Below are 21,828 nucleotides of genomic sequence, written 5' to 3' on the forward strand. Positions count from 1 at the left end.
TCCCCCACTGATTATTAGCCCTCACAATCGGGCTTTTACGGGCAGCTGGTCCCCGCCAAACTTCTTTGCTTTACAGTTGAATTTTGAGGTGAGATTCTTATCGTCTGCAAATAGCGGGATAAGTTCCCTTTAAAACTGTATTTTAGAAGTACTACATTGTATGCAAGAGTATATTTTGTAATGCATGGTTTATTGTTGGAAATGTGTATTGATATCCATATTCAATAGCTTTATTAGGTAATACATGTTGTCCTTCTAATACGAGTATACTCATCTCACCGAGTAAAGCGCGAAGTACAAATGGAGGAACAGGTAACCAATGAGGTCGTTCGGTTATAGTGGCAATGGTTTTACCGAATTCTTTCATCCTTATCGGTGTTGGCGCTGTAATATTAAGAGGCCCGGCAATGTCTTTTTTGTGTATGATGAAATCAATCATGCGAACGACATCATCTAAATGAATCCATGATAACCATTGGTTTCCAGATCCAATTGTACCTCCGATATATAATTGATAGGGGAGGTACATTTTTGGAAAAGCGCCTCCATCTGCCCCTAATACGACTCCAAATCTTGCATAGATAGTTCTTATTCCAAGGGAGCGGGCTTTAGATGCTTCTTGCTCCCATAAATATACTGTATTTGCTAAAAAGTCATTCCCAGGAGTCTCTTGTTGTTCTGTAAAAGATTCGGTTTCAGATGTTCCATAGTATCCAATAGCACTTGCGTTAATAAATGTGTGTGGTTTTGTTTTGAGTGCTTGCAATTGTTTAATGAGCCCTGTTGTTGTTTGAATCCTACTATTTAAAATTGTTTCCTTTTGTTTCTTTGTCCATCTACTATTAATAGACTCCCCCGCTAGATTAATAATTACATCGATAGAAGAGAGGGGAAAAGTGTGTAAGTCAGGTGTCCATTGTACGTATTGAAGGTTAGGATTTGAAGTTTCATCTACCTTTTTTCGAGTAAGAATATAGACGGTATATCCCTTTTGAATAAAAAAACTAGAAAGGTATTTGCCTATAAAGCCAGAGCCACCAGAAATTGCGATTTTCACAAGAATTTCCTCCTCATTATATATATTCTTGAAAAGCAAAAATGTTTCTTGACTATGTTAAAATAATAGAGAGGTGAGAGTATGGCTGTCATTACAAAAATAGAAGTACAAAAACGATCGAAAGAACGATTTAATATTTATATTGATAAAGGTCAAGGTGAAGAGTACGGATTTAGTGTAAATCAAGTAATCTTAATGAAACATGGATTACAAAAAGGTTTAGAAATTGATGAAGTAGAGTTAGGAAATATTTTGTACAATGAAGAGGTACAAAAAGCATATTTACAAGCCATTTCCTATTTATCATATCAGATGAGAACAAAACAAGAAGTAGAAGATTTTTTACAAAAAAAAGAAGTGGGGCAGGCCATCATCTCTGAAGTCATTTCGAAATTATTACATGATCGATATATTAATGATAAAGAGTACGCCACTTTGTATGTACGAACGCAAAGTAATGTAAATCAAAAAGGCCCAACTGTTATTAGAAGAGCGCTGATAAGTAAAGGTGTTCAGGACCTAATCATTACACATAGTTTACAAGAGTATCCAAAGGAGAAGCAAATTGAAAATGCTTTAGTTCTTATAGAAAAGAAGAAAAAATCTTATCAAAAGCATTCATTTTTACAAATGAAACAAAAGTTAGAAGAAATGCTTGTTCGTAAAGGCTATTCTAGAGATGTGATTCAAATTTGTCTTGAAGAATTGAAAGACGAAAAAGATGACGAAAAGCAGCAAGAAGCGTTACACTATCATGGGAATAAATATTATGAGAAATATAAGAAGTATGATGGATGGACATTCGAAAATAAGATGAAACAAGCGTTATATCGAAAAGGATTCTCTATTGATGAGATAGAGATATTTTTGCAAATGAAACGAGAAGAAGGATGAGGGAATAAGATGAATATACCAAAACGCTACAGTGAAATGACACCACATGAGCTTCGAGAAGAAATTGGGGTTTTGAAGGAGCAAGCAGTAAAAGCTGAGCAACTTGGAATTGTAAATGAATTCGATGTATTAATGAGAAAGATGGCTATGGCTCGTGCTTATATGACTGATATAAACAAATTCCATATTGGTGAGACATATGAATTAGTAGAAGAACCTGGTATATTATTTAAAATTACGTATTTCAATGGGGTATTTGCTTGGGGATATAAGCAAAATGATAATGAAGAGATTGGAATACCAATTTCCTTGCTGCAGGAAAAATAAAAACCAGAGAGTGAATATCTCTCTGGTTTTCATCTTTGGTAGGCGTTAAAGGAGATAGGAGATTCTAAAATTGGCGTTTTTTAGATTCATTTGCCAATATAATGAGAGACTGGGTTTGTTGCGTCTGTCCGTTAACTTGTGCTTTCGCATGTTTCGGACGAGTCCACGTATGGTTAAATAATTCAGAACGACTATCTAAATGGTCACGGTAGCTCATCTTTATCACCTCGTGTAGGAAGTTAATTTAGTTTAGTTTAGTTTGTACTACTCTTCCTGCTGATTTGCAGCACGCATACGTTCTTGTGGGTGCGTGTTAATTGTGCCGTTAGGTCTTTTCGAAGCGAAGCGTGATTTCGCCTTCGGCTGACCTTCGATTTTGCTGTTATTTTTTGATTCAGACCAAAATTCGGCTTGTCTACCCATTAAGAACGCCCCCTCATTATCAGTTGATACCTCTTTAAGAAGTATCAATTATAGAATGTGCAAAATAGAAAAAACTATCCTTTAGAAATTAAGGGAATAAATAGGTAAAAGGAGAATAGAACATGAATGATATTTATGAAGCATTAACAAAAGAATTATTAGATAAGAATGACAACCTTTCTTACGCACAAGCTCGTGCATGGGTTGAATTACTGTGGGAAGATTTTCAAACAACTTATGCTAAATCAGGCCGTTACCAAGGTGATGAAATGACTGAGCAAGTGGTACGAACATGGATTAATAATCATGGAGGGCGCCTTCATGAAATGCGTACAAATAATCCGAAGTATAGCCATTTGATCAATCAAGAAGATCATTTGAAACATTAAAAAAAGCGACTTAGGTCGCTTTTTTTAATGTGGGAGCAATTCCAGTTTCTTTCGAAGTTTTTCTTCGCTGAAAATCCACCCTGTATATGAACTAATAATATTTAAATTTTGATCGAGCTGAACGATTGCAACGAATGGATAATAATCTTTACTTCGATACCGTAAATCAATGAACCGAACTTCAGAATAGTTATCATAATCGAAAATATCCCAGCGGTATACAGGCGAGAAAGATAAGAAAGCAGAGATATTTTCATCCCGCACAGCAGCTTGCATAATGGCAGTATTCGGGAATGGTACACGATCAAATTTATCGTATACAAGAATGTTACCGCGGTGCCATCTTGCGACGTAGTAATGTTCAGTTGTAACGACGGCTAAATGATAATGATAAAATTTGTAAGAGGGAGAAATAATTACTTTCTCTACATTTTTGAAACGTTTGTATACTACACTTTTGATATTTCGATGCATCATAATGCGGCCGATGTAGTAAACAAACATTAATATATACGCTGCTAAAGCAGTGTATCCTTTATGTGCTCCGACAAGCATACAGGCGATAGCGAGTATATGGATAAAGAAAATGACAGTATCGAACGTATTAATTATGCCGAGTGCTACCCATTTTCTTGTGAAGGGCCGTAATGCCTGTGTACCATAGGCATTGAAAATATCCACAAAGACATGAAGAAAGACGGCAATAAATGACCAAAGTAATAGATGCAGATATGGAGCGTCTGAAAAGAAGGCGAAAGAGATGCCACTTATAAGGAATGACCAAAGAATCACTGCAGGAATGGAATGAGTAATTCCACGATGATTTCTTATATATTTAGCGTTATTACGCAATTTTAAAACTGTATCGATGTCAGGAATATTGGAACCGGCAATTGTTGCAAGCATCACTGCTTGTGGCCCAATATCACTTTGTGCTATGACTGGATCTAACGTTGCCAAACTGCCTAGAGTAACGCCCATAACAAGGTGAGTGGCTGTATCCATAGAAATCCACCTCCGTTTTTTATTAATGTAACTCTTTTTATTCGATACCTCAAGTCCTTTGCCTTCTATTTCCTATGTCATCTTACTTAAATTTTTTCCTAAAATCTTTATAATAGTACTTATATGCAAAAAAATGAGGGGGATCAAGTTTGACACTTGAAATATTAAATAAGTTTAACATAGAGCAGTTTCAAAATGATTTAATTGGTTGGTTTGAAAAAGAACAACGCGATTTACCGTGGCGAAAAAATAAAGATCCATACCGTGTTTGGGTTTCTGAAATTATGTTACAGCAAACACGGGTAGAAGCTGTAAAACCATATTACGCAAATTTTATGGGGAAGTTTCCTACGCTTGAGGCGCTAGCAAATGCCGATGATGAAGAAGTATTAAAAGCATGGGAAGGCTTAGGTTATTATTCTAGAGCACGAAATTTACATGCCGCAGTAAAAGAGGTAAAAGAAGTATATAACGGGGAAGTACCGAGTGATGTAAAGAAAATAGAAAAATTAAAAGGAGTGGGACCATATACAAAAGGTGCCATTTTAAGCATTGCATTCGGTATACCAGAGCCAGCGGTTGATGGAAACGTTATGCGCGTATTATCTCGTATTTTATCAGTGTGGGATGATATTGCAAAACCAAAGACTAGAAAAGTTTTTGAAGATATTGTGCGTGAAATTATCTCAACAGAAAATCCATCTTATTTTAATCAAGGTTTGATGGAATTAGGGGCATTAATTTGTATACCGAAAAACCCATCTTGCTTACTTTGTCCTGTGCGTGAACATTGCCGAGGGTATGCTGAGGGTGTTCAAAAAGAACTACCAGTGAAAAGTAAAGCGAAAGCACCTACAATGGTACCGCTCGTTGCAGGAGTGCTTCAAACTGAAGATGGTCGTTACGTAATTAATAAACGCCCAAGTGCGGGACTATTGGCTAATATGTGGGAGTTCCCGAATATTGAACTCGGTGAAGGTATTCGAAATCAGAAACAACAGCTTACGGATTATATGAAGGAAAGCTTCGGACTCTCTGTTTCAATTGATGAATACGCGATGAATGTACAACATACTTTTACACACCGTACTTGGGATATATTCGTGTTTTACGGAAAGATAACAGGCGATATTACCGACACAGATACATTAAAGTTTGTATCGAAAGAAGCATTTGAACAGTTACCTTTTTCGAAATCACATCGTACTATTTACGAAAATTGTGTTGAGAAAATTACAATGCAATAAATGAAAAAACGTGTTCTAGAATTTTGGAACACGTTTTTTTATTGAAAATAATTTTGCATGCTGAGTTTAAAGAATCGCGCTTTTATAATCCACCTCGTGACTCAATTTCTTTCACAATTTCTTTATAAATCGTTTGCCCCTCTACGTTTAGATAAGGCATAATTTGCTGAAATGAATGATGAAAATAAGCTAATTCATCTTCTTTCCATTCATTTTTTGAAATCATAGTTAGTTCAGTCATATCGCGTCCAGCGTACATATATCCACCTCCGTCATATGTAGTTTGAATGAGTGATAAGAGATATATGCGGAAATTATAAAAAGAAAATTACGGATAGATTCTAGATAGATTGGTTACATTATTTGTTGTGGAGGTGAGAAAGATGAGTAAAAAACAACAAGGTTATAATAAAGCAACTTCTGGTGCTAGCATTCAAAGTACAAATGCTAGCTATGGTACAGAATTTGCAACTGAAACAAATGTACAATCAGTAAAACAAGCAAACGCACAATCAGAAGCAAAGAAAGCACAAGCTTCTGGTGCTCAAAGTGCAAATGCTAGTTATGGTACAGAGTTTGCAACTGAAACAGATGTGCATGCAGTGAAACAAGCAAACGCACAATCAGCTGCAAAAAAATCACAATCTTCTAGCTCAAATCAGTAACGAAGGAAAAACACTTCTCTAACTCAAGAGAAGTGTTTTCTTTACGTGAAGGTCATTGTAATGAAAATATAATGACCGACATAACTTCTAATAAGTCAACAAATGTAGTCAAAGGAGAAAGAAGTTAACGATTAGAAATATGTAATAAGAATTATAATTGGTGAATGAATTAAAAAGGGGGCAAGTGATGAACGATTTTGATAAGTTGGTAGGAGAGCAATTGGAAACGATGGATGAGCTGTTAAAGTTACAAGCACATTTAGAAAAATATCAGCAAATTGAAATGAGTGAAAGAGATACGTGTGATAAAAAAGAATTACATTTTATCCGTCAAGAAATATATAGAACAGAATTAGCATTAAAGCTTTTGCATGAAAGATTTGAACAACAAACGAATAACGTGATTCAATCTTTTGAAACCGAAAAAATAATTTCAAATTAAGGATGAGATATGTTGTGAATTGTAGGTGGAAAGTCCTTCCTTAAATGGAGACGAGAAAGGGCTTTCCTTTTGTTATATCCTCGTTTAATCTTCGAAAAATACGTTTTACTAATCCAATGGGAATTTTCCTTTGTTAAAAGGATTGGAGATGTGCCATTCAATAATAAAAATTCATTAAATTCATCGTGAAAATTAGGGTCTTATCGCTTTAGTTTTAAAATTTTGACAAAAAAGTTATAATAGAAAAAAAGTGAATGCAGTTCAAGGGGTAGTTGAGGCAACTTAAGAAGGGCATTTGCAGCTGAAAGAAGGGAGCATATATGGGATTTCCCAAAGAAGGAGAAAAGGTACAAATACATAGTTATAAACATAATGGCTCCATTCATAGAATGTGGGAAGAGACAACAATTTTAAAAGGGACGCAGAGTCTTGTGATCGGAGCGAATGATCGTACAATAGTTACAGAATCAGATGGCCGGACATGGATTACTCGTGAACCTGCGATTTGTTACTTTCATGCCAATTATTGGTTTAATGTGATTGGAATGCTAAGGGAAGAAGGAGTATATTATTATTGTAATTTAAGTTCTCCTTTTGCATATGACTCTGAAGCATTAAAGTATATTGATTACGATTTAGATATTAAAGTGTATCCAGATATGACATATACACTTTTAGATGAAGATGAGTATGAAAAGCATAGTCAAATCATGCAGTATCCACCTGTTATTGATACAATTTTAAAACGAAATGTAGCACATTTAACACAGTGGATTCATCAAAGAAAAGGTCCATTCGCACCGGATTTTGTAGATATGTGGTACGAAAGATATTTAATGTACAGAAATTAAAACAAACCTGCAGGGGAATTCCCCGGCAGGTTTGTCCTATTAGAGGGGGAATTATGTGCAAGGTATAAAAAGATATTTACAATTTGTTAAACCATATCGATGGCTCATTGCTATTACAATTATTATTGGTCTTGTTAAGTTCGGTATTCCGCTTATTATGCCATGGTTATTAAAGTATATTATTGATGATGTTATTCAAGGTGGGGGTTCGCTTCAAGAAAAAACGTCCCAATTAATAACCGCAATTGGGATTGCTTTTTTTATTTTTGCAGTATTAAGACCGCCTATAGAATATTATCGTCAATATTTCGCGCAGCGTATTGCCAATACAATACTATACGATTTAAGAAAGCATATTTTTGGACACTTGCAAAAGTTGAGCTTACGCTATTATTCGAACACAAAAACAGGAGAGATTATTTCACGTGTAATCCATGATGTAGAACAAACGAAGGACTTTGTAATTACCGGTCTTATGAATGTCTGGTTAGATACTGCAACAATTGTTATTGCCATTATCGTTATGTTTTCTATGAATATAAAATTAACCTTTGTTGCTTTATTAATCTTACCTATTTATGTAGTTGCAGTGAAATATTTTTTCGGGCGCCTTCGAAAATTGACGAAAGAGCGCTCACAAGCGTTAGCCACTATGCAAGGATATTTACATGAACGTATTCAAGGGATGCAAGTGACACGAAGTTTTGCATTAGAAGAGTATGAAAGAGGACAGTTTGAAAAGAGAAATAATGAATTTTTAACGAAAGCACTAACTCATACGAGTTGGACGGCGAGAACGTTTTCAGCAGTGAATACGTTAACGGATTTAGGGCCGTTACTTGTTATTGGTTTTGCAGCGTATGAAGTAATTCAAGGTTCGTTAACACTTGGGACTATGGTGGCCTTTGTTGGATATATGGATAGTTTATATAGTCCGCTTCGTCGCCTCGTCAATTCATCTACAACATTAACGCAGTCTTTCGCGTCGATGGATCGAGTGTTTGAATTGTTAGATGAAAAATACGATATTGTGAATGTGCCAAATGCAGTGCAAGCTAAAAGATTAGATGGAGAAGTTATATTTGATAATGTTTCTTTTCGTTACAATGAGGGTGAAAAAGAGATATTGCATAATCTGTCATTAACTATGCGGCCGGGAGAGAAGGTAGCACTTGTAGGAGCGAGTGGGGGAGGAAAGTCATCTCTCGCCAGTTTAATTCCACGTTTTTATGATGTTTCTGACGGTGCAGTTTATGTAGACGGGATAGATGTAAGACGGTATGATATGAGAAGTTTGCGCAGTCGTATTGGAATTGTACTGCAAGATAATTTATTGTTTAGTGATACGATTGGGGCTAACATTTTATATGGAAATCCGAAAGCTGCAAAGGCGGAAGTAATTTCAGCTGCCAAAGCTGCACAAATTCATGATTTTATTACAGAATTGCCAGATGGTTATGATACTGTCGTTGGGGAGCGCGGTGTGAAATTATCTGGTGGACAAAGACAACGGGTTGCAATCGCACGGGTTTTTCTAAAGAATCCGTCTTTGCTTATATTGGATGAAGCAACTTCAGCTTTAGATTTAGAAAATGAACGATATATTCAAGAGGCACTTCAAACGTTAGCTGCAGATCGAACAACAATTATTATTGCACATCGATTAGCGACAATTACGCATGTTGATACAATTATTTATGTTGAAGAGGGTGAAATAAAGGAAAAAGGATCTCATGAAGAGTTAATGAAAAAAAGGGGATTTTATTACAATTTATATCAGCTTCAACATATAACAGAAACAGCTCCTTTAGCGTAAAAGGAGCTGTTTTTTATTCGTCTTCTTTTTTATCGTCGATTTGGAGTTCACTTTCTGGTTTATGGTATGTGTAGAAGCTATCCACAAGTAAATCTAAATGCTCTACTTCTTCACTATAATTAATAATTGAAGAAATAAGAGGGAAGAGATGTAACCATATTTTATATGCTTCCTCATCGTCCTTGTTTTGATAATCCATAAAGATATCAATCAATTCTTGTTTACCTGTTTCAACTTCATCAAGCATCTCAACAGATTGTTGTTTCTTTGCTTTCCCAATAAACTTTAACAAAACTTGTTCGTGATAATGGGTTAACGAATCGAGTTCGTTTTGAATAGACTCCTGAAATTCTTCTGGCATATAGCGCAGTTCATTTTCAGTACGGTGTAATGACTTTAATGTACTTAAAGCACGACTTGTTGTCGCTAACATTTGTCTAAATAAAACAAGTTTGCGAATTTTTGCGAATTGTATTTTCTTCGTGTAACTTCTTTCTTCTTTATAAAGTAAATAATAATGATTTATTTTAATCATTTTTTCTTTCATGCGATCAATATCGGTTTTTAGAGTTGTAAAATCAGAAGCTTGCCTACTATTCATACGAATCCATTTGACAATTTCCTCTGTATTATCAACGATGCGATGGTAAAGTTTTGTTTCATATTTTGGCGGCATAAATACTAAATTTACAAGCGAAGCCGCAATAATTCCAATCATAATTGTCGCAAATCGAAGTAAGGCAAAACTAAAGAAATCTTCGCCTTGATATTCCATAATGGCGATAACCGTTACTAAAGCGATTGATATTGTGTTTTCTAAGCGTAATTGTAATGTAAGAGCAATTACTAATATACATGTTAATCCAATAATAAAAGGATTATGTCCAAAAGCAGTAGCAAATACGATAGCGAATACCGCACCAATTACGTTTGCTTGGATTTGCTCAAGAGCAGTTAAATACGAGCGGTATACGGACGGCTGAACAGCAAAGATAGCTGAGATTCCTGCAAATACTGGACTCGGTAATTGAAGTAAAATACAAGCAAATAAAGCTAATGTAATGGCAATACCCGTTTTTAAAATGCGAGCACCAAGTTTCATACCCTTATTAATATCCTTTCTCTTGTCATAATGAATGTACAACATGATACTATACATTCATTACAATATGTTAGCAAGTGATATTTTAGTGACGTTAAAAATTTTAATAAAGAAATTAAGATTCATTTATCTCGATTAGTGTGGACTAATAATTAGTGGGGGATGAACACCCCATACTGATTAAAGTTTCACTTTATAATTTATCCAAATTCTCTTTAAACATCTATTCTCTAATGAAAAAACCTGCTGAATTCCAGCAGGTTTCAAATTGTTACTATAGATTACTATGCGATGCTCACTTCGTCAATTTTTTTATGAAAAATACATGTTGTACATATTATTCAGTTGAAATAGATGGATCCGTCTGTTCTTTTTTCGGGATAATTTCATAAAAGTGAAGCTGAATATCATCTAATAGTGGTGTTAATAAAGCGACTTCTTCATATTGTTCATGCTCATTTAATACACGAATGTAGTCTAATAATAATTGATTCACATTTTGCACACCATTTTTACTAATTGGTTGTAATGTTACATTTGCTCCCTTAGCGATTCTTCTTTTTAAGGCCAGCTCTGTTAAACCTAAATTTGGTTCGTGACGTAAATAAACAACACCACCAGTCATACCAGCACAAATCCACGGACCAGGATCTCCTAAAACAAGCGCACGACCATTTGTCATATATTCAAAAGCAAATCCTTTTATATTGGAATATGCTCCTATGTTTCCTTGTTCCTTTTCACGGAGTGGTTTTGTAATTCTACCTCCAATAATCATGTCTGCTCCAGAGAGGCGAATGCCAGCACGAGCATCGGCGTTGCCTTGCACGTATAATGCTCCTTTTTGAGCGCCGTATCCAAATCCTTTTCCGACAGAACCGTTATAATATGTTCCATCTTTCCCTTTTGCTTTCGTTATATAAATGCCACCGCCAAATGAAGTTTTTCCAATTCCGTCTTGCGCACCACCATTTACGTGTATAAATAGGTTTTCGCTATTGTAAGCACCTAATCCGTTTCCAGGAACAGAACCATTTGTGTACTTTAATGTAAGTGGTTCAAGATGAGTGTTTTCATATAATTTACTACGAACACGATAACAGGATTCTAGACCACCCATTACGCGTTGCTCTACGCCAACTCCTACTAATTCTTTTGAGTGAGTAGAATGAACTGTTTCAAATTGTTTTTCTTGTACAGATACTGTTGTTGTAACAGTTGAATTTTCTATCGTTTGCAGTAAATTACATAAGTCTAATAAATCTTCGCCTCGAACTTGTTCTAATAAATCGGAACGCCCGATAATTTCTTGTAAATTTGTATAACCGAGTTGTCCTGTTAACCGTTTTAGTTCTACACCGAAAGTGGTGAATAAATTTAATAAACCAGCCACTGCGCTTTCTAATTCGCGTGGGACGAAGCGGCGTAATCCATGTTCTTTCGCTTGCGCTTCAGATTCAATTTGTGTCGCAATTCCGACGTGGCACGTATCTAGATGACAACCACGGCAAGTTGTACAGCCAATTGCAATCATTGATAATGTACCAAATCCAATTCGGTTTGCTCCAAGAAGCATGATTTTTAAGGCGTCATTTACACTTCGAATACCACCATCTGCCCAAATTTCTACTTTATGTCTCATACCTGCTTCTAGTAGAGCGTTGTGAGCAGCTTTAACACCAATTTCTACTGGAAGACCTACATGTTGTAATGCATGAATACGTGCAGCACCTGTTCCGCCGTCAAATCCGCTAATGTTAATAAAATCAGCACCAGCTTTTGCGATACCAACAGCAATTGTTCCAATGTTAGGAACGACAGGGACTTTCACGGCTACTTTTGCAAGCTGATTGGCCGTTTTAATTTCTGTAATCATTTGAGCTAAATCTTCAATTGAATAAATATCATGGTTGTTAGAAGGTGAAATTAAATCTGATCCAATTGTAGCGTTACGTGCCTCAGCAATTTTGGCAGTTACTTTTGAACCAGGTAAATGTCCACCTTCACCAGGCTTTGCACCTTGACCGATTTTTATTTCAATTAAATTTGATGAATTTAGTAGTTCGGCGTTTACTCCAAATCGGCCAGATGCAACTTGTTGTCCACGTGTATGTGGATATTTACCAATCATATCTTTAATTTCGCCGCCTTCACCATTCAAACTAATCATATTTAGTTGATCGGCAGCTTCTGCATACGCACGAAAGGCAATCTCGTTTTGAGAACCGAATGACATGGAACTAATAATAAATGGTAAATCATGATTGTGAATACCGATGGAAACTTTTTCAGTCGGAACTACATGCTTTGCTTGCTTTGTTTGAACAAGATGCCGAATTGCGATTGGGTTATTTTCTTCTAATTCACTTAACTTATCGCGGTAATCATCATAAGAGTTTCCTTTTGCAACATCACCAATTGCTTTCCAAATCCGCGGGAATATATGAAATGATTTTCTCATTCTAACTTTTGGATTGTTATAATCAATCGCTCGCATTTTCGCGTCTGCAGCAAGTGCTTCAAATGAAAAAGCTAAAGCATTTGAACCAAAGAAATTTGTAATTTGTAATGTATTTGCGATTTCCTCATGCAATCCGATAGAGGAAAAGAGACGACCGTAACCGCGTAATTCATGAATCCCAATTGTTGAAATTACTTTTTCTAGTCCTTTATTAAGTGCAGTATATAAATTAGTAATTGGTGCTATTGTTCCATCATTTACAGTTGCGAACAATAAATATGGATTAATACCATCTGCTCCTAATCCATACAGCGTTACGATATCGTGTAAGGAGCGTAGGGCACCGGAACGTATAACGAGAGAGCAGTTTCGACGTAATTTATTTTCAGTTAATGCTTGATGTACTTTAGCAGTAACTAAATGTGGATCAATCCATAACTGTTCATTTTGATGTGCTTTGTCGTCATCTAATAATAGTAGGGAAGCACCATTTGTAACGGCAGCTATCGCTTCAGAACTAATTCGATTTAATGCGCATTGTAAAGTTTCTGATGGACTGAACGTAACAGAAATCGTAGAGACAGAGCTATGAGTAATGAATAGCTGTATAAGTTGTTCATACGTAATCGTATTTAATTCTTCCGCGATAGATTGGGCTAAACTTCCTTCTAAAATAATTGGTGAAAGCATCTCGACTACAAATGGCTGTTTAGAGTTGTTTAATAAACTCGGACGCTCTCCGAGTACAGTACGTGTGGAGAAGTGTTCGACTTCTCGATCACGATCGATTGCTGGATTTGTAACAACGGCTACACTCTCCTTAATGAAATCAGCAATATTTCGTCTATCTGTATCAAGTGGGGCAAGTGGTGAGTCATGCCCAAGTGAACGAATTGGTTCGACGCCTTTTGTTGCCATCTGTTCAAGAAGCTGAATATGTTCTCGATCCCAGCCGAAAGCAACGTATTGCTTCGTTTCGACTTGAACAGAATCACATAATCCTCCAATTTCTTTCGTTTCAGGGATAGATAAATTTAAATGATAATTGGTAACATCGATTCGTTTCTTAAAGCGGTTATAAACTTCCGTTTGGTATTTGTCGTATTCATAGAGAACAAGTTCATTTTGTTCATTCCATTTTAATCCGACTTTTTCTCCGGGAGCGAGTGGTTTTGGTTCTGCTACATATTCAGTTGGTGATACAACCCCAGGTTCAGAAGAGAAAATATAAGAGCTTTCTGTCTCTACTTTCCACACTGGGCGTAAGCCGAGGGAATCAACACTGAAAACAGCTTCATCCTTATAACGTGAAATGATGCCAGCTGGACCTTGTGCGAAGTGCCCCCAGGCCTCACGTATATAAGTGTATAAGTTTTGTAAGTTTGTTTCGTAAAGTTTTATTTCATTAATAATTGGCGGAAATAATATATCCATCGCTTCAAATAAGCTGTAGTTATACTGAACGAGAAGGGTTTCTAAGGTGCGGTTTAAATCTTGGGAATCACTGCCCCCGGCAGTGAGTGATACATCAATCATTTCAGCTTGATCGCGTAATTTTGCAATCGTGTTAATTTCACCATTATGTCCGAGAATGCTAAATGGTTGTACACGAAAAAAATTAGATAACGTGTTAGTAGAATAGCGATTATGTCCCAGTGTCATAGTTGAAGCGATAAGTGGGTGTTGTAAATCATTGTAATAAGCAACAAGTGTATCGCCAGCACCGAGAACTTTATATACAACATGGTCATGACTTAATGAGGCAACATGAATTGCTTCATTTTCTTCTATTTTTACTGTTACAGAAAATAATGTTTGTTCAATATTTTCAACTTCACTTTCGGCGATAAGGGCAACTTGCCAAAATAAAGGTTCTTCTTGTTTACCAAGAGGACCGAGTGCATCGGAGTTTATTACATCATCATTTTCGAGAAGAATTGTAAGTTTTTCATTGTGTAGTTGCGTACGAATGTAATTTTTTAAATCAGCAATGTTTTCTTTTTTATTTAGAAAAAAATGTCCAACGATAAAGTGGGGATGATCCACAATCGTTGGATTATATCCGCTACTTTTCAGTTTTTCATTCCAAAGTGCTTTTGGTACATCAATGTGAATACCGATACCATCTCCTTCGCCATTAATGAAACCAGCTCTATGATTCATTTTGACTAGTGATTGTATACAAAGGTCGATATTTTCTTTTGTAGGAATTCTTCGTTTTTCCATAACGGAAACGATTCCACACGCATCATGTTCTGCATTTTTATAATTTCGAAATAAAGACGGTGTCCATTTATTTGTTTTATTGAGCATCCGTCAATCCCCCCTCTGGAAATTGAATTTTGAATAATCTTACTATTTAAGGCGTAATCCGCCTTGTATACAGGGATAGTAAGGATATAAAAGAATATAAAACAGATAATTATGAATAATTATACTATTAATGAGGGATTTATGAAATAGAAAAAAGGAAAAAAGAAAGGTGAGCTTTCTTTTTTCCTTTTAATGACGGGATTATTTATTGTCTGCTAAAGCAGCAAATGCTCTGCCGACAGCTTCGATTGTATATTCAATATCTTCTTTTGTATGTTCTGTCGTTAAGAACCATGCTTCATATTTAGATGGTGCTAAGTTAATACCTTCTTGAAGCATAAGTTTGAAGAATCTACCGAACATTTCACCATCTGTATTTTTTGCTGCATCGTAATCTTCAATTGTATTTGTTGTGAAGTATACAGTTAATGCACCTTTTAGACGGTTTACTGTAATATCGATGTTATGTTTTGTAGCTTGTTCTAGAATACCTTTTTCAAGAATTGCTCCAAGTTCATCTAATTTCTCGTATACGCCCTCTTGTTGAAGTACTTCTAAGCACGCGATACCTGATGCCATAGAAGCTGGGTTCCCTGCCATTGTACCAGCTTGGTATGCAGGGCCGAGCGGAGCAACTTGTTCCATAATTTCTTTCTTACCGCCGTAAGCGCCAATTGGAAGTCCGCCGCCAATAACTTTACCAAGTGCTGTTAAATCTGGTGTTACGCCAAGTAAATCTTGAGCGCCGCCGTACATAAAGCGGAAAGCAGTAATAACTTCATCGTAAATTACTAGTGCACCAGCTTCGTGAACAAGTTCATTCACTTTTTCAAGGAAGCCTGGTTTAGGTTCTACAATACCGAAGTTTCCAACGATCGGTTCTACAAGGATAGCTGCTACTTCGTGTCCCCATTTATCTAACGCTTCTTTTAAAGTTTCTACATTATTAAATGGAACGGTAATAACTTCTTGTGCGATACTTTGTGGCACACCAGCTGAATCAGGAGTTCCAAGAGTAGAAGGACCAGAGCCAGCTGCTACAAGTACTAAATCGGAATGACCGTGGTAACAACCAGCGAATTTCATGATTTTTGTGCGGCCAGTGTAAGCACGAGCGACACGAATGGTTGTCATAACGGATTCTGTACCAGAGTTTACGAAGCGGACTTTATCTAAAGCAGGCATTGCTTCTTTTAACATTTTTGCAAATTTTACTTCTAGTGCTGTTGGAGTACCGTATAGTACACCATTTTCAGCTGCTGTTTTAATTGCTTCTGTTACGTGTGGATGAGCATGTCCAGTAATAATAGGGCCATATGCTGCTAAATAGTCGATATATTTATTTCCATCTACATCCCAGAAATAAGCACCTTTTCCACGTTCCATTGCAACAGGAGAACCACCTCCAACTGCTTTGTAAGAACGAGAAGGACTATTAACACCACCAACGATATGTTCTAAAGCTTCTTTATGTAATGCTTCTGATTTCGTGAAATTCACTACAATTCATCTCCTTACAAAAATCTATGTATTATTCTAACATGTTTTTCGAAAAGACGTATTGTTTGTGATAGAGAGAGCAGTTGGGTAAACTATTCGTTGTGACATTTAGGAAGGGGGTCCGATTATGAAATCGGTAATTGAGGTACAAGGGTTACGTAAAGAGTTTACAGCCTATTCAAGTCGTCCAGGATTAAAGGGCGCATTTCGCGATTTATTAAATCGTAATTATAAAATAGTACCAGCAGTAAATGATGTTTCTTTTACTGTAAAGCAAGGTGAAATGGTTGGTTATATTGGTGAAAATGGCGCTGGTAAATCAACGACGATTAAAATGCTTACAGGAATTTTGACTCCGACATCAGGACAAATTACAGTGAACGGCATGAATCCACATAAACAGAGAGAAGAATTTGTAAGAACAATCGGTGTTGTGTTTGGTCAACGTTCTCAGCTTTGGTGGGATATCGCTGTACAAGAATCATTTCGTTTATTGAAGAAAGTGTACGGTGTATCGGACGCTCAGTATAAGGAACATATGGAACATGTTATTGAAACGTTAGATATCGGTCCTTTATTAGATAAACCGGTACGAAAATTATCCCTTGGTCAAAGAATGCGTTGTGAATTGGCAGCGGCGTTAATTCATAATCCGCCGTTATTATTTTTAGATGAGCCAACAATTGGGCTAGATGTTCTTGTGAAATTAAAAATACGAGAATTTTTAAAAGAGATGAATGAACGTTATAAAACAACAATTCTGTTAACGACTCATGATATTACTGATATTGAAGCTTTATGTGAGCGCGTCATCATGCTTGATGAAGGAAACATTATGTATGACGGATCGTTAGATAACCTTCGCACGCAGTGGGGAGCGGAGAAGGAAATACATTTTCAGTTTGTTGCCCCAGTTTCATACCAGGCGTTATCAATGGTTATGCCTGATAATCATGTTGTTTGGTCAAAAGCAAAAGAGGAAAATGCGTGGGTTGCAAAAATACCAAATGAAGAAGTTATCATTTCTATGCTGATTTCCAAAGTAGTACAAGCCTTCCAAATTAAAGATTTAAAAATTAATGAAGTGTCTACAGAGGAAATTATTCGTAACATTTATGAAGAAGGTATTAGGCATGGGTAAGTATATTGAAATGATTCGGATTCGCTTTTTAATGATGCTTGCCTATCGTACAAATTATTACAGTGGGATTTTAATTTATACAATTAATATAGGTGCGTATTATTTTTTATGGCAAGCGATTTATAGCGGGAAAGAGAATATTGAAAGTTTATCTATTTCGCAAATGACTACGTATATTGCGATCGCATGGATGGCACGTGCTTTTTATTTCAATAATATAGATAGAGAAATTGCGATGGAAATTCAAGAAGGACGTGTGGCGGTAGAGTTAATTCGTCCGTATAATTATTTAGGCATGAAGGTTATGCAAGGTCTTGGAGAAGGGATGTTTCGTTTCGCTTTCTTTTCAATTCCGGGTATGGTTATTGTTACGTTATTATTTTCATTACAAATTACAACGAATTTTCAAACGTGGTTATATTTCTTCTTATCTTTAATATTTAGTTTTATCATTAATACACAAATAAATTTAATGACAGGAATGCTTACATTCTTTTTATTTAATAATAGTGGAATTATGTATGCGAAACGTGTTGTAATCGATTTATTTTCTGGTTTATTATTACCGATTAGTTTTTATCCGTTATGGGCCCAAAAAGCAATGGTGTTTTTACCGTTTCAAGCAATTAGTTATATTCCGAGTATGATTTTCTCTGAAGGTATACAAGGAAGTAAGTTATATGAAGCTTTATTATTTCAAATGATTTGGGCAATTATACTTATTATTCCAATTGTGCTGATGTGGAAAACGGCGAGAAAACGTCTAATTGTACAAGGGGGATGATGAGATGCTATATATAAAGTTGTTTTTGCAATATGCAAGCCAATATATAAAAACAAAATTGGAGTATCGAGGCGATTTTATCGTTGGATTACTTTCAGATTTATTGCTACAAGCTGTTAATTTAATCTTCATTCTCGTTGTGTTTGGGCATACCCAAGAGCTAAAAGGGTGGAGCCGAGAAGAAGTAATCTTTATTTATGGTTTCTTTTTAGTACCGTTTGCTATTTTTTCAGCTTTCTTTAATATATGGGACTTCAATGATCGATACATTATTAAAGGAGAAATGGATCGTGTATTAACGAGACCGATTCATAGTTTATTTCAAATTATATTAGAAAGAATGGAACTTGAATCTCTAATTGGGGCCATTACAGGGATTATTGTAATGGGCTATGCGGCATTGGAGCTGCAATTATCTTTTTATTGGTATGATTTCTTCTTATTCTTACTTATGGTAGGAGGAGGCGCACTTGTATACGGCGGGATATTTGTTACGCTTGCAAGTCTTGGCTTTTGGTCAGATGCGAAAAGTTCTATTATGCCGCTTATGTATAACATAGGTAATTATGGACGCTATCCTGTTAATATTTATAACCGTGTTATTCGCTTTATTTTAACGTTTGTCTTACCATTTGCGTTTGTTGGGGTATATCCAGCAGCATACTTTTTAAGAAAAACAGAGTGGAATAGCTATGCATTCGCAACGCCAATTGTTGGTATTATCTGTTTTACTATTGCAATTACCCTCTGGAATCAAGGGGTTAAACGATATCGTGGTGCAGGAAATTAATTATAGAAGCTTGTTCGTTTCTAAGGGATAAATTAGCTGTAGTCCTCATACATATAAAATGAGGTGGAGGACATGTTATGGGGATTTATTCTATTAATTGCAGCAATCGCTATTTTGAGAAGTGTCCAATTATTATGGAGTTCATATTCAGATTCCAAGCGTTTCTTTTCGCTGTATAATTTAGCCACATTGTTTTTAATTTATACAACGGTATTGATTGCGTTTGGATTAAGTTATGTTGTATTAGAGGAAATGGATTTTACAGTTTTGAAAGAAGATGGGGATAGGCTCGATGCTCATTCCTTTCAACTTGTTGAAATATGTTTATATTTTAGCGCAGTTACTTTATTGTCCGTTGGATATGGTGATATAGCTCCGATTGGAATCGGAAGGTGGATTGCAATTGGAGAAGCGCTAATTGGATATACATTACCGTTTGCTTTTGTAGTAAGGACTGTAATGGACAATGAAAAATAAGGTAGCATTTGTTATAGTAATAGAAAAGAGAAGGAGTGATAACAATGATCACAGTAGGAGAAATGGCACCGGAATTCACATTAGAGGGAAGTGGCGGAGAACAAGTTCGCTTAGCTGACTTCCGCGGGGAAAATGTAGTTCTATATTTTTATCCGAAAGATATGACTCCAGGGTGTACAACCGAAGCATGTGATTTTCGCGATGCGTATGGATTATTCCAAGAGAAGGATACGGTCATCCTTGGTGTAAGTCCGGATTCGGTGAACAGACATATGAAATTCATTGAGAAGCATGAGCTCCCATTTATACTTTTAGTAGATGAAGAACATAAAGTAGCAGAATTGTACGATGTTTGGAAGTTGAAAAAGAACTTTGGAAAAGAGTACATGGGAATCGAGCGTTCTACATTTCTTATTAATAAAGACGGTGAACTTGTAAAAGAATGGCGTAAAGTGAAAGTGAAAGGACATATTGAGGACGTCCTTTCTTATATAAAATAAGCTATAGTGGGAAGAAAAAAATACATATGTAAGGCATGTGTCTATACATATTTTCCCACGATACATAAAGTGAAAGTGTAGGGCATACCTCCTCAGATGATATTATTCTAAGTGCGATTATATCGCACTTTTTTCTATGTAAATGTATAGAAAATGGGGGAAGATACATAAGAATAAGGCTATATATAAAAATAAACCACATACTTATAGTAGAAATATTGACGATTTATAAGAAAAGGGGTACACTCTTTATAAGAATTATAAAATAATAATCCGTATAGAATCGGGGTGCATGACGGTGGTCAAAGAAGAATTAAAAGAAGCGCTAGAAATGCTGAAAAATACGGGTGTACGCATTACTCCACAGCGTCATGCTATTTTAGAGTACCTTGTGGAATCTATGACGCACCCAACAGCGGATGACATTTATAAAGCATTAGAAGGTAAGTTTCCGAATATGAGTGTTGCAACTGTCTATAATAACTTACGTGTGTTTAAAGAAGTTGGACTTGTAAAGGAATTAACTTATGGAGACGCTTCAAGTAGATTTGATTATGTTACAAGTCAACATTATCATGTGATTTGCGAAAAATGTGGTAAGATTGTTGATTTTCCTTATGGAGGTTTGGAAAAACTTGAAGAGGAAGCTGCGAAAACGACAGGCTTCGTTATTAATAGTCATCGCTTAGAAATTTATGGCGTTTGTCCAGAGTGTCATAAGGCGTAATATATAATAAAGAAAGAGGGTGACGTAATCGTCACCCTCTTTCTTTATTATATATAGATGTATCCAGTGAAATCTAGGTTGGTATGGATGAAGAAAAACACTGATTAAAGTGCACTTTATCCTTTATAGCTCTTTTTATTGTATTTCTCATCAAAATCTTTTCCTTCTAAACTCGGATCGAGTGTTAAAGGTTGGTTGCAATGCATACATGCGTCGACACGACCGAGCATTTTTGTTGGTTTATCGCAACTTGGACAAATAATATGTACAGTCTTAGTAGATAACATACCAATCCAAAAGTAAACGACAGTACTAGCGATAACAGCTAAAAAGCCAACCATCATAAATGTTGTCATAATAATAATGTTGTCACGGAAAAAGACTCCTAAGTATGCAATGAAGAGGCCGATAAATACTAAACTTAATGCAAAGGTCCGAATTTTATTGATTTTGTTCGAATATTTAATGCTCATTCTCACCACACTCCTATAATAATAATATAACATAAAATTTAGAATTTTCATTCGTATATAAACTTAATAAAACGATAAGGGGGAAAATAGGAAGGAGTGTAGCTATGTATAAAGAGTGAATGGGAGATATGATGTACTGGGAATATGCTTTTAAAAGCTTTTAACGGGATGTGAAATTTTTTTATAAAAAGTATTGACCCTACATATACTGCATGATATATTAATAAACGTCGCTGATGCGGAAACGCAGAAAACGACAAAAAAGAAATTGAAAAACTTAGTTGACATCGAAAAACGAAGATGTTAACATAAGGAAGTCGCAAATGAGCGGCAAACAAGTTCTTTGAAAACTGAACGAAACAAACAACGTGAAACGTCAATTTTTATTTTTAGATGCTAGACAAACTAACTTTATTGGAGAGTTTGATCCTGGCTCAGGATGAA

23 protein-coding genes are annotated in these 21,828 nt (G+C 35.8%); 14 read left to right on the top strand and 9 right to left on the bottom strand.

Annotated elements, in window-relative coordinates; all coding sequences use genetic code 11:
- Positions 1 to 151 precede the first annotated feature (151 nt).
- A complete protein-coding gene (locus MR109_RS23755) occupies positions 152 to 1,057 on the bottom strand; it encodes a TIGR01777 family oxidoreductase (protein ID WP_242274103.1) in 906 nt (301 codons plus the stop codon).
- Positions 1,058 to 1,138: 81 nt separating this feature from the next.
- On the opposite strand from MR109_RS23755, the gene recX reads away from it, so the two are divergent.
- Together recX and MR109_RS23765 are read left to right on the top strand one after the other, a co-directional pair.
- Positions 1,139 to 1,951: a recombination regulator RecX gene (gene recX / locus MR109_RS23760; protein ID WP_025148689.1), complete on the top strand. Its 813-nt coding sequence runs from the start codon at positions 1,139 to 1,141 to the stop codon at positions 1,949 to 1,951.
- 9 nt (positions 1,952 to 1,960) lie between these two features.
- Positions 1,961 to 2,278, top strand: coding sequence for a YfhH family protein (locus tag MR109_RS23765; RefSeq protein WP_002174743.1), 318 nt, complete (start codon positions 1,961 to 1,963; stop codon positions 2,276 to 2,278).
- A 64-nt stretch (positions 2,279 to 2,342) separates the two neighbouring features.
- Here the strand turns inward: MR109_RS23765 and MR109_RS23770 are convergent, their stop codons facing one another.
- The gene (locus MR109_RS23770) at positions 2,343 to 2,495 is read right to left on the bottom strand and encodes a YpzG family protein (RefSeq protein ID WP_033795415.1); all 153 of its coding nucleotides are present in this window, start codon (positions 2,493 to 2,495) and stop codon (positions 2,343 to 2,345) included.
- Between the two features lie 47 nt (positions 2,496 to 2,542).
- Positions 2,543 to 2,701: a small, acid-soluble spore protein K gene (locus MR109_RS23775; RefSeq protein ID WP_002113845.1), complete on the bottom strand. Its 159-nt coding sequence runs from the start codon at positions 2,699 to 2,701 to the stop codon at positions 2,543 to 2,545.
- A gap of 122 nt (positions 2,702 to 2,823) precedes the next feature.
- Between MR109_RS23775 and MR109_RS23780 the strand changes: the two genes are divergently transcribed.
- Positions 2,824 to 3,090, top strand: coding sequence for a YfhJ family protein (locus MR109_RS23780; protein WP_071718699.1), 267 nt, complete (start codon positions 2,824 to 2,826; stop codon positions 3,088 to 3,090).
- Positions 3,091 to 3,114: 24 nt separating this feature from the next.
- Here the strand turns inward: MR109_RS23780 and MR109_RS23785 are convergent, their stop codons facing one another.
- Positions 3,115 to 4,095 (bottom strand): metal-dependent hydrolase, encoded by a 981-nt coding sequence (locus MR109_RS23785; RefSeq protein WP_002174746.1) that lies wholly within the window; start codon positions 4,093 to 4,095, stop codon positions 3,115 to 3,117.
- Positions 4,096 to 4,244: 149 nt separating this feature from the next.
- Here MR109_RS23785 and mutY point away from each other — a divergent pair, with 149 nt between their 5' ends.
- A complete protein-coding gene (mutY, locus tag MR109_RS23790) occupies positions 4,245 to 5,342 on the top strand; it encodes an A/G-specific adenine glycosylase (RefSeq protein ID WP_048375678.1) in 1,098 nt (365 codons plus the stop codon).
- Positions 5,343 to 5,424: 82 nt separating this feature from the next.
- Here mutY and MR109_RS23795 read toward each other — a convergent pair whose 3' ends face one another.
- Entirely contained in the window at positions 5,425 to 5,601 is a 177-nt protein-coding gene (locus MR109_RS23795) for a hypothetical protein (protein WP_002174748.1), read from the bottom strand.
- Positions 5,602 to 5,725: 124 nt separating this feature from the next.
- Here MR109_RS23795 and MR109_RS23800 point away from each other — a divergent pair, with 124 nt between their 5' ends.
- The 4 genes from MR109_RS23800 (at position 5,726) to MR109_RS23815 (ending at position 9,116) form a co-directional block, all read left to right on the top strand.
- Complete coding sequence (locus MR109_RS23800) at positions 5,726 to 6,007, top strand: gamma-type small acid-soluble spore protein (protein WP_025148687.1); 282 nt, start codon at positions 5,726 to 5,728, stop codon at positions 6,005 to 6,007.
- 187 nt (positions 6,008 to 6,194) lie between these two features.
- Positions 6,195 to 6,449, top strand: coding sequence for a YgaB family protein (locus MR109_RS23805; protein WP_002174752.1), 255 nt, complete (start codon positions 6,195 to 6,197; stop codon positions 6,447 to 6,449).
- 320 nt (positions 6,450 to 6,769) lie between these two features.
- Entirely contained in the window at positions 6,770 to 7,300 is a 531-nt protein-coding gene (gene ntdP, locus MR109_RS23810; RefSeq protein WP_048375682.1) for a nucleoside tri-diphosphate phosphatase, read from the top strand.
- A gap of 55 nt (positions 7,301 to 7,355) precedes the next feature.
- Positions 7,356 to 9,116 (top strand): ABC transporter ATP-binding protein, encoded by a 1,761-nt coding sequence (locus tag MR109_RS23815; RefSeq protein WP_071718700.1) that lies wholly within the window; start codon positions 7,356 to 7,358, stop codon positions 9,114 to 9,116.
- A 13-nt stretch (positions 9,117 to 9,129) separates the two neighbouring features.
- Here the strand turns inward: MR109_RS23815 and MR109_RS23820 are convergent, their stop codons facing one another.
- From MR109_RS23820 to hemL, 3 genes are all read right to left on the bottom strand, one after another.
- Entirely contained in the window at positions 9,130 to 10,218 is a 1,089-nt protein-coding gene (locus MR109_RS23820; RefSeq protein WP_048375686.1) for an FUSC family protein, read from the bottom strand.
- 337 nt (positions 10,219 to 10,555) lie between these two features.
- Entirely contained in the window at positions 10,556 to 14,992 is a 4,437-nt protein-coding gene (locus tag MR109_RS23825; RefSeq protein WP_242274104.1) for a glutamate synthase-related protein, read from the bottom strand.
- Between the two features lie 201 nt (positions 14,993 to 15,193).
- Positions 15,194 to 16,492, bottom strand: a complete 1,299-nt coding sequence (gene hemL / locus MR109_RS23830; protein WP_242274105.1) for a glutamate-1-semialdehyde-2,1-aminomutase — start codon at positions 16,490 to 16,492, stop codon at positions 15,194 to 15,196.
- Between the two features lie 127 nt (positions 16,493 to 16,619).
- Here hemL and MR109_RS23835 point away from each other — a divergent pair, with 127 nt between their 5' ends.
- The 6 genes from MR109_RS23835 to perR all read left to right on the top strand — a co-directional run bounded on the left by MR109_RS23835 (position 16,620) and on the right by perR (position 20,911).
- On the top strand, positions 16,620 to 17,633 hold the full coding sequence (locus tag MR109_RS23835) for an ABC transporter ATP-binding protein (RefSeq protein WP_025148683.1): 1,014 nt from the start codon (positions 16,620 to 16,622) through the stop codon (positions 17,631 to 17,633).
- On the top strand, positions 17,626 to 18,417 hold the full coding sequence (locus MR109_RS23840; RefSeq protein WP_002174758.1) for an ABC transporter permease: 792 nt from the start codon (positions 17,626 to 17,628) through the stop codon (positions 18,415 to 18,417). The genes MR109_RS23835 and MR109_RS23840 overlap by 8 nt, the downstream gene beginning before the upstream one ends.
- Positions 18,418 to 18,421: 4 nt before the next feature.
- Positions 18,422 to 19,207, top strand: a complete 786-nt coding sequence (locus tag MR109_RS23845; protein ID WP_002174759.1) for an ABC transporter permease — start codon at positions 18,422 to 18,424, stop codon at positions 19,205 to 19,207.
- Positions 19,208 to 19,279: 72 nt separating this feature from the next.
- Positions 19,280 to 19,684 (top strand): potassium channel family protein, encoded by a 405-nt coding sequence (locus tag MR109_RS23850; RefSeq protein WP_002174760.1) that lies wholly within the window; start codon positions 19,280 to 19,282, stop codon positions 19,682 to 19,684.
- Between the two features lie 44 nt (positions 19,685 to 19,728).
- Positions 19,729 to 20,184, top strand: coding sequence for a thioredoxin-dependent thiol peroxidase (gene bcp, locus MR109_RS23855; protein WP_242274107.1), 456 nt, complete (start codon positions 19,729 to 19,731; stop codon positions 20,182 to 20,184).
- 298 nt (positions 20,185 to 20,482) lie between these two features.
- Positions 20,483 to 20,911, top strand: a complete 429-nt coding sequence (perR, locus tag MR109_RS23860) for a peroxide-responsive transcriptional repressor PerR (RefSeq protein WP_000237829.1) — start codon at positions 20,483 to 20,485, stop codon at positions 20,909 to 20,911.
- 116 nt (positions 20,912 to 21,027) lie between these two features.
- Here perR and MR109_RS23865 read toward each other — a convergent pair whose 3' ends face one another.
- A complete protein-coding gene (locus MR109_RS23865; protein WP_002174763.1) occupies positions 21,028 to 21,384 on the bottom strand; it encodes a YgzB family protein in 357 nt (118 codons plus the stop codon).
- Positions 21,385 to 21,828: the final 444 nt, after the last annotated feature.

This window comes from Bacillus cereus group sp. BfR-BA-01310, assembly GCF_022664325.1.
In the GTDB taxonomy this organism is placed as follows: Bacteria; Bacillota; Bacilli; order Bacillales; family Bacillaceae_G; genus Bacillus_A; species Bacillus_A paramycoides.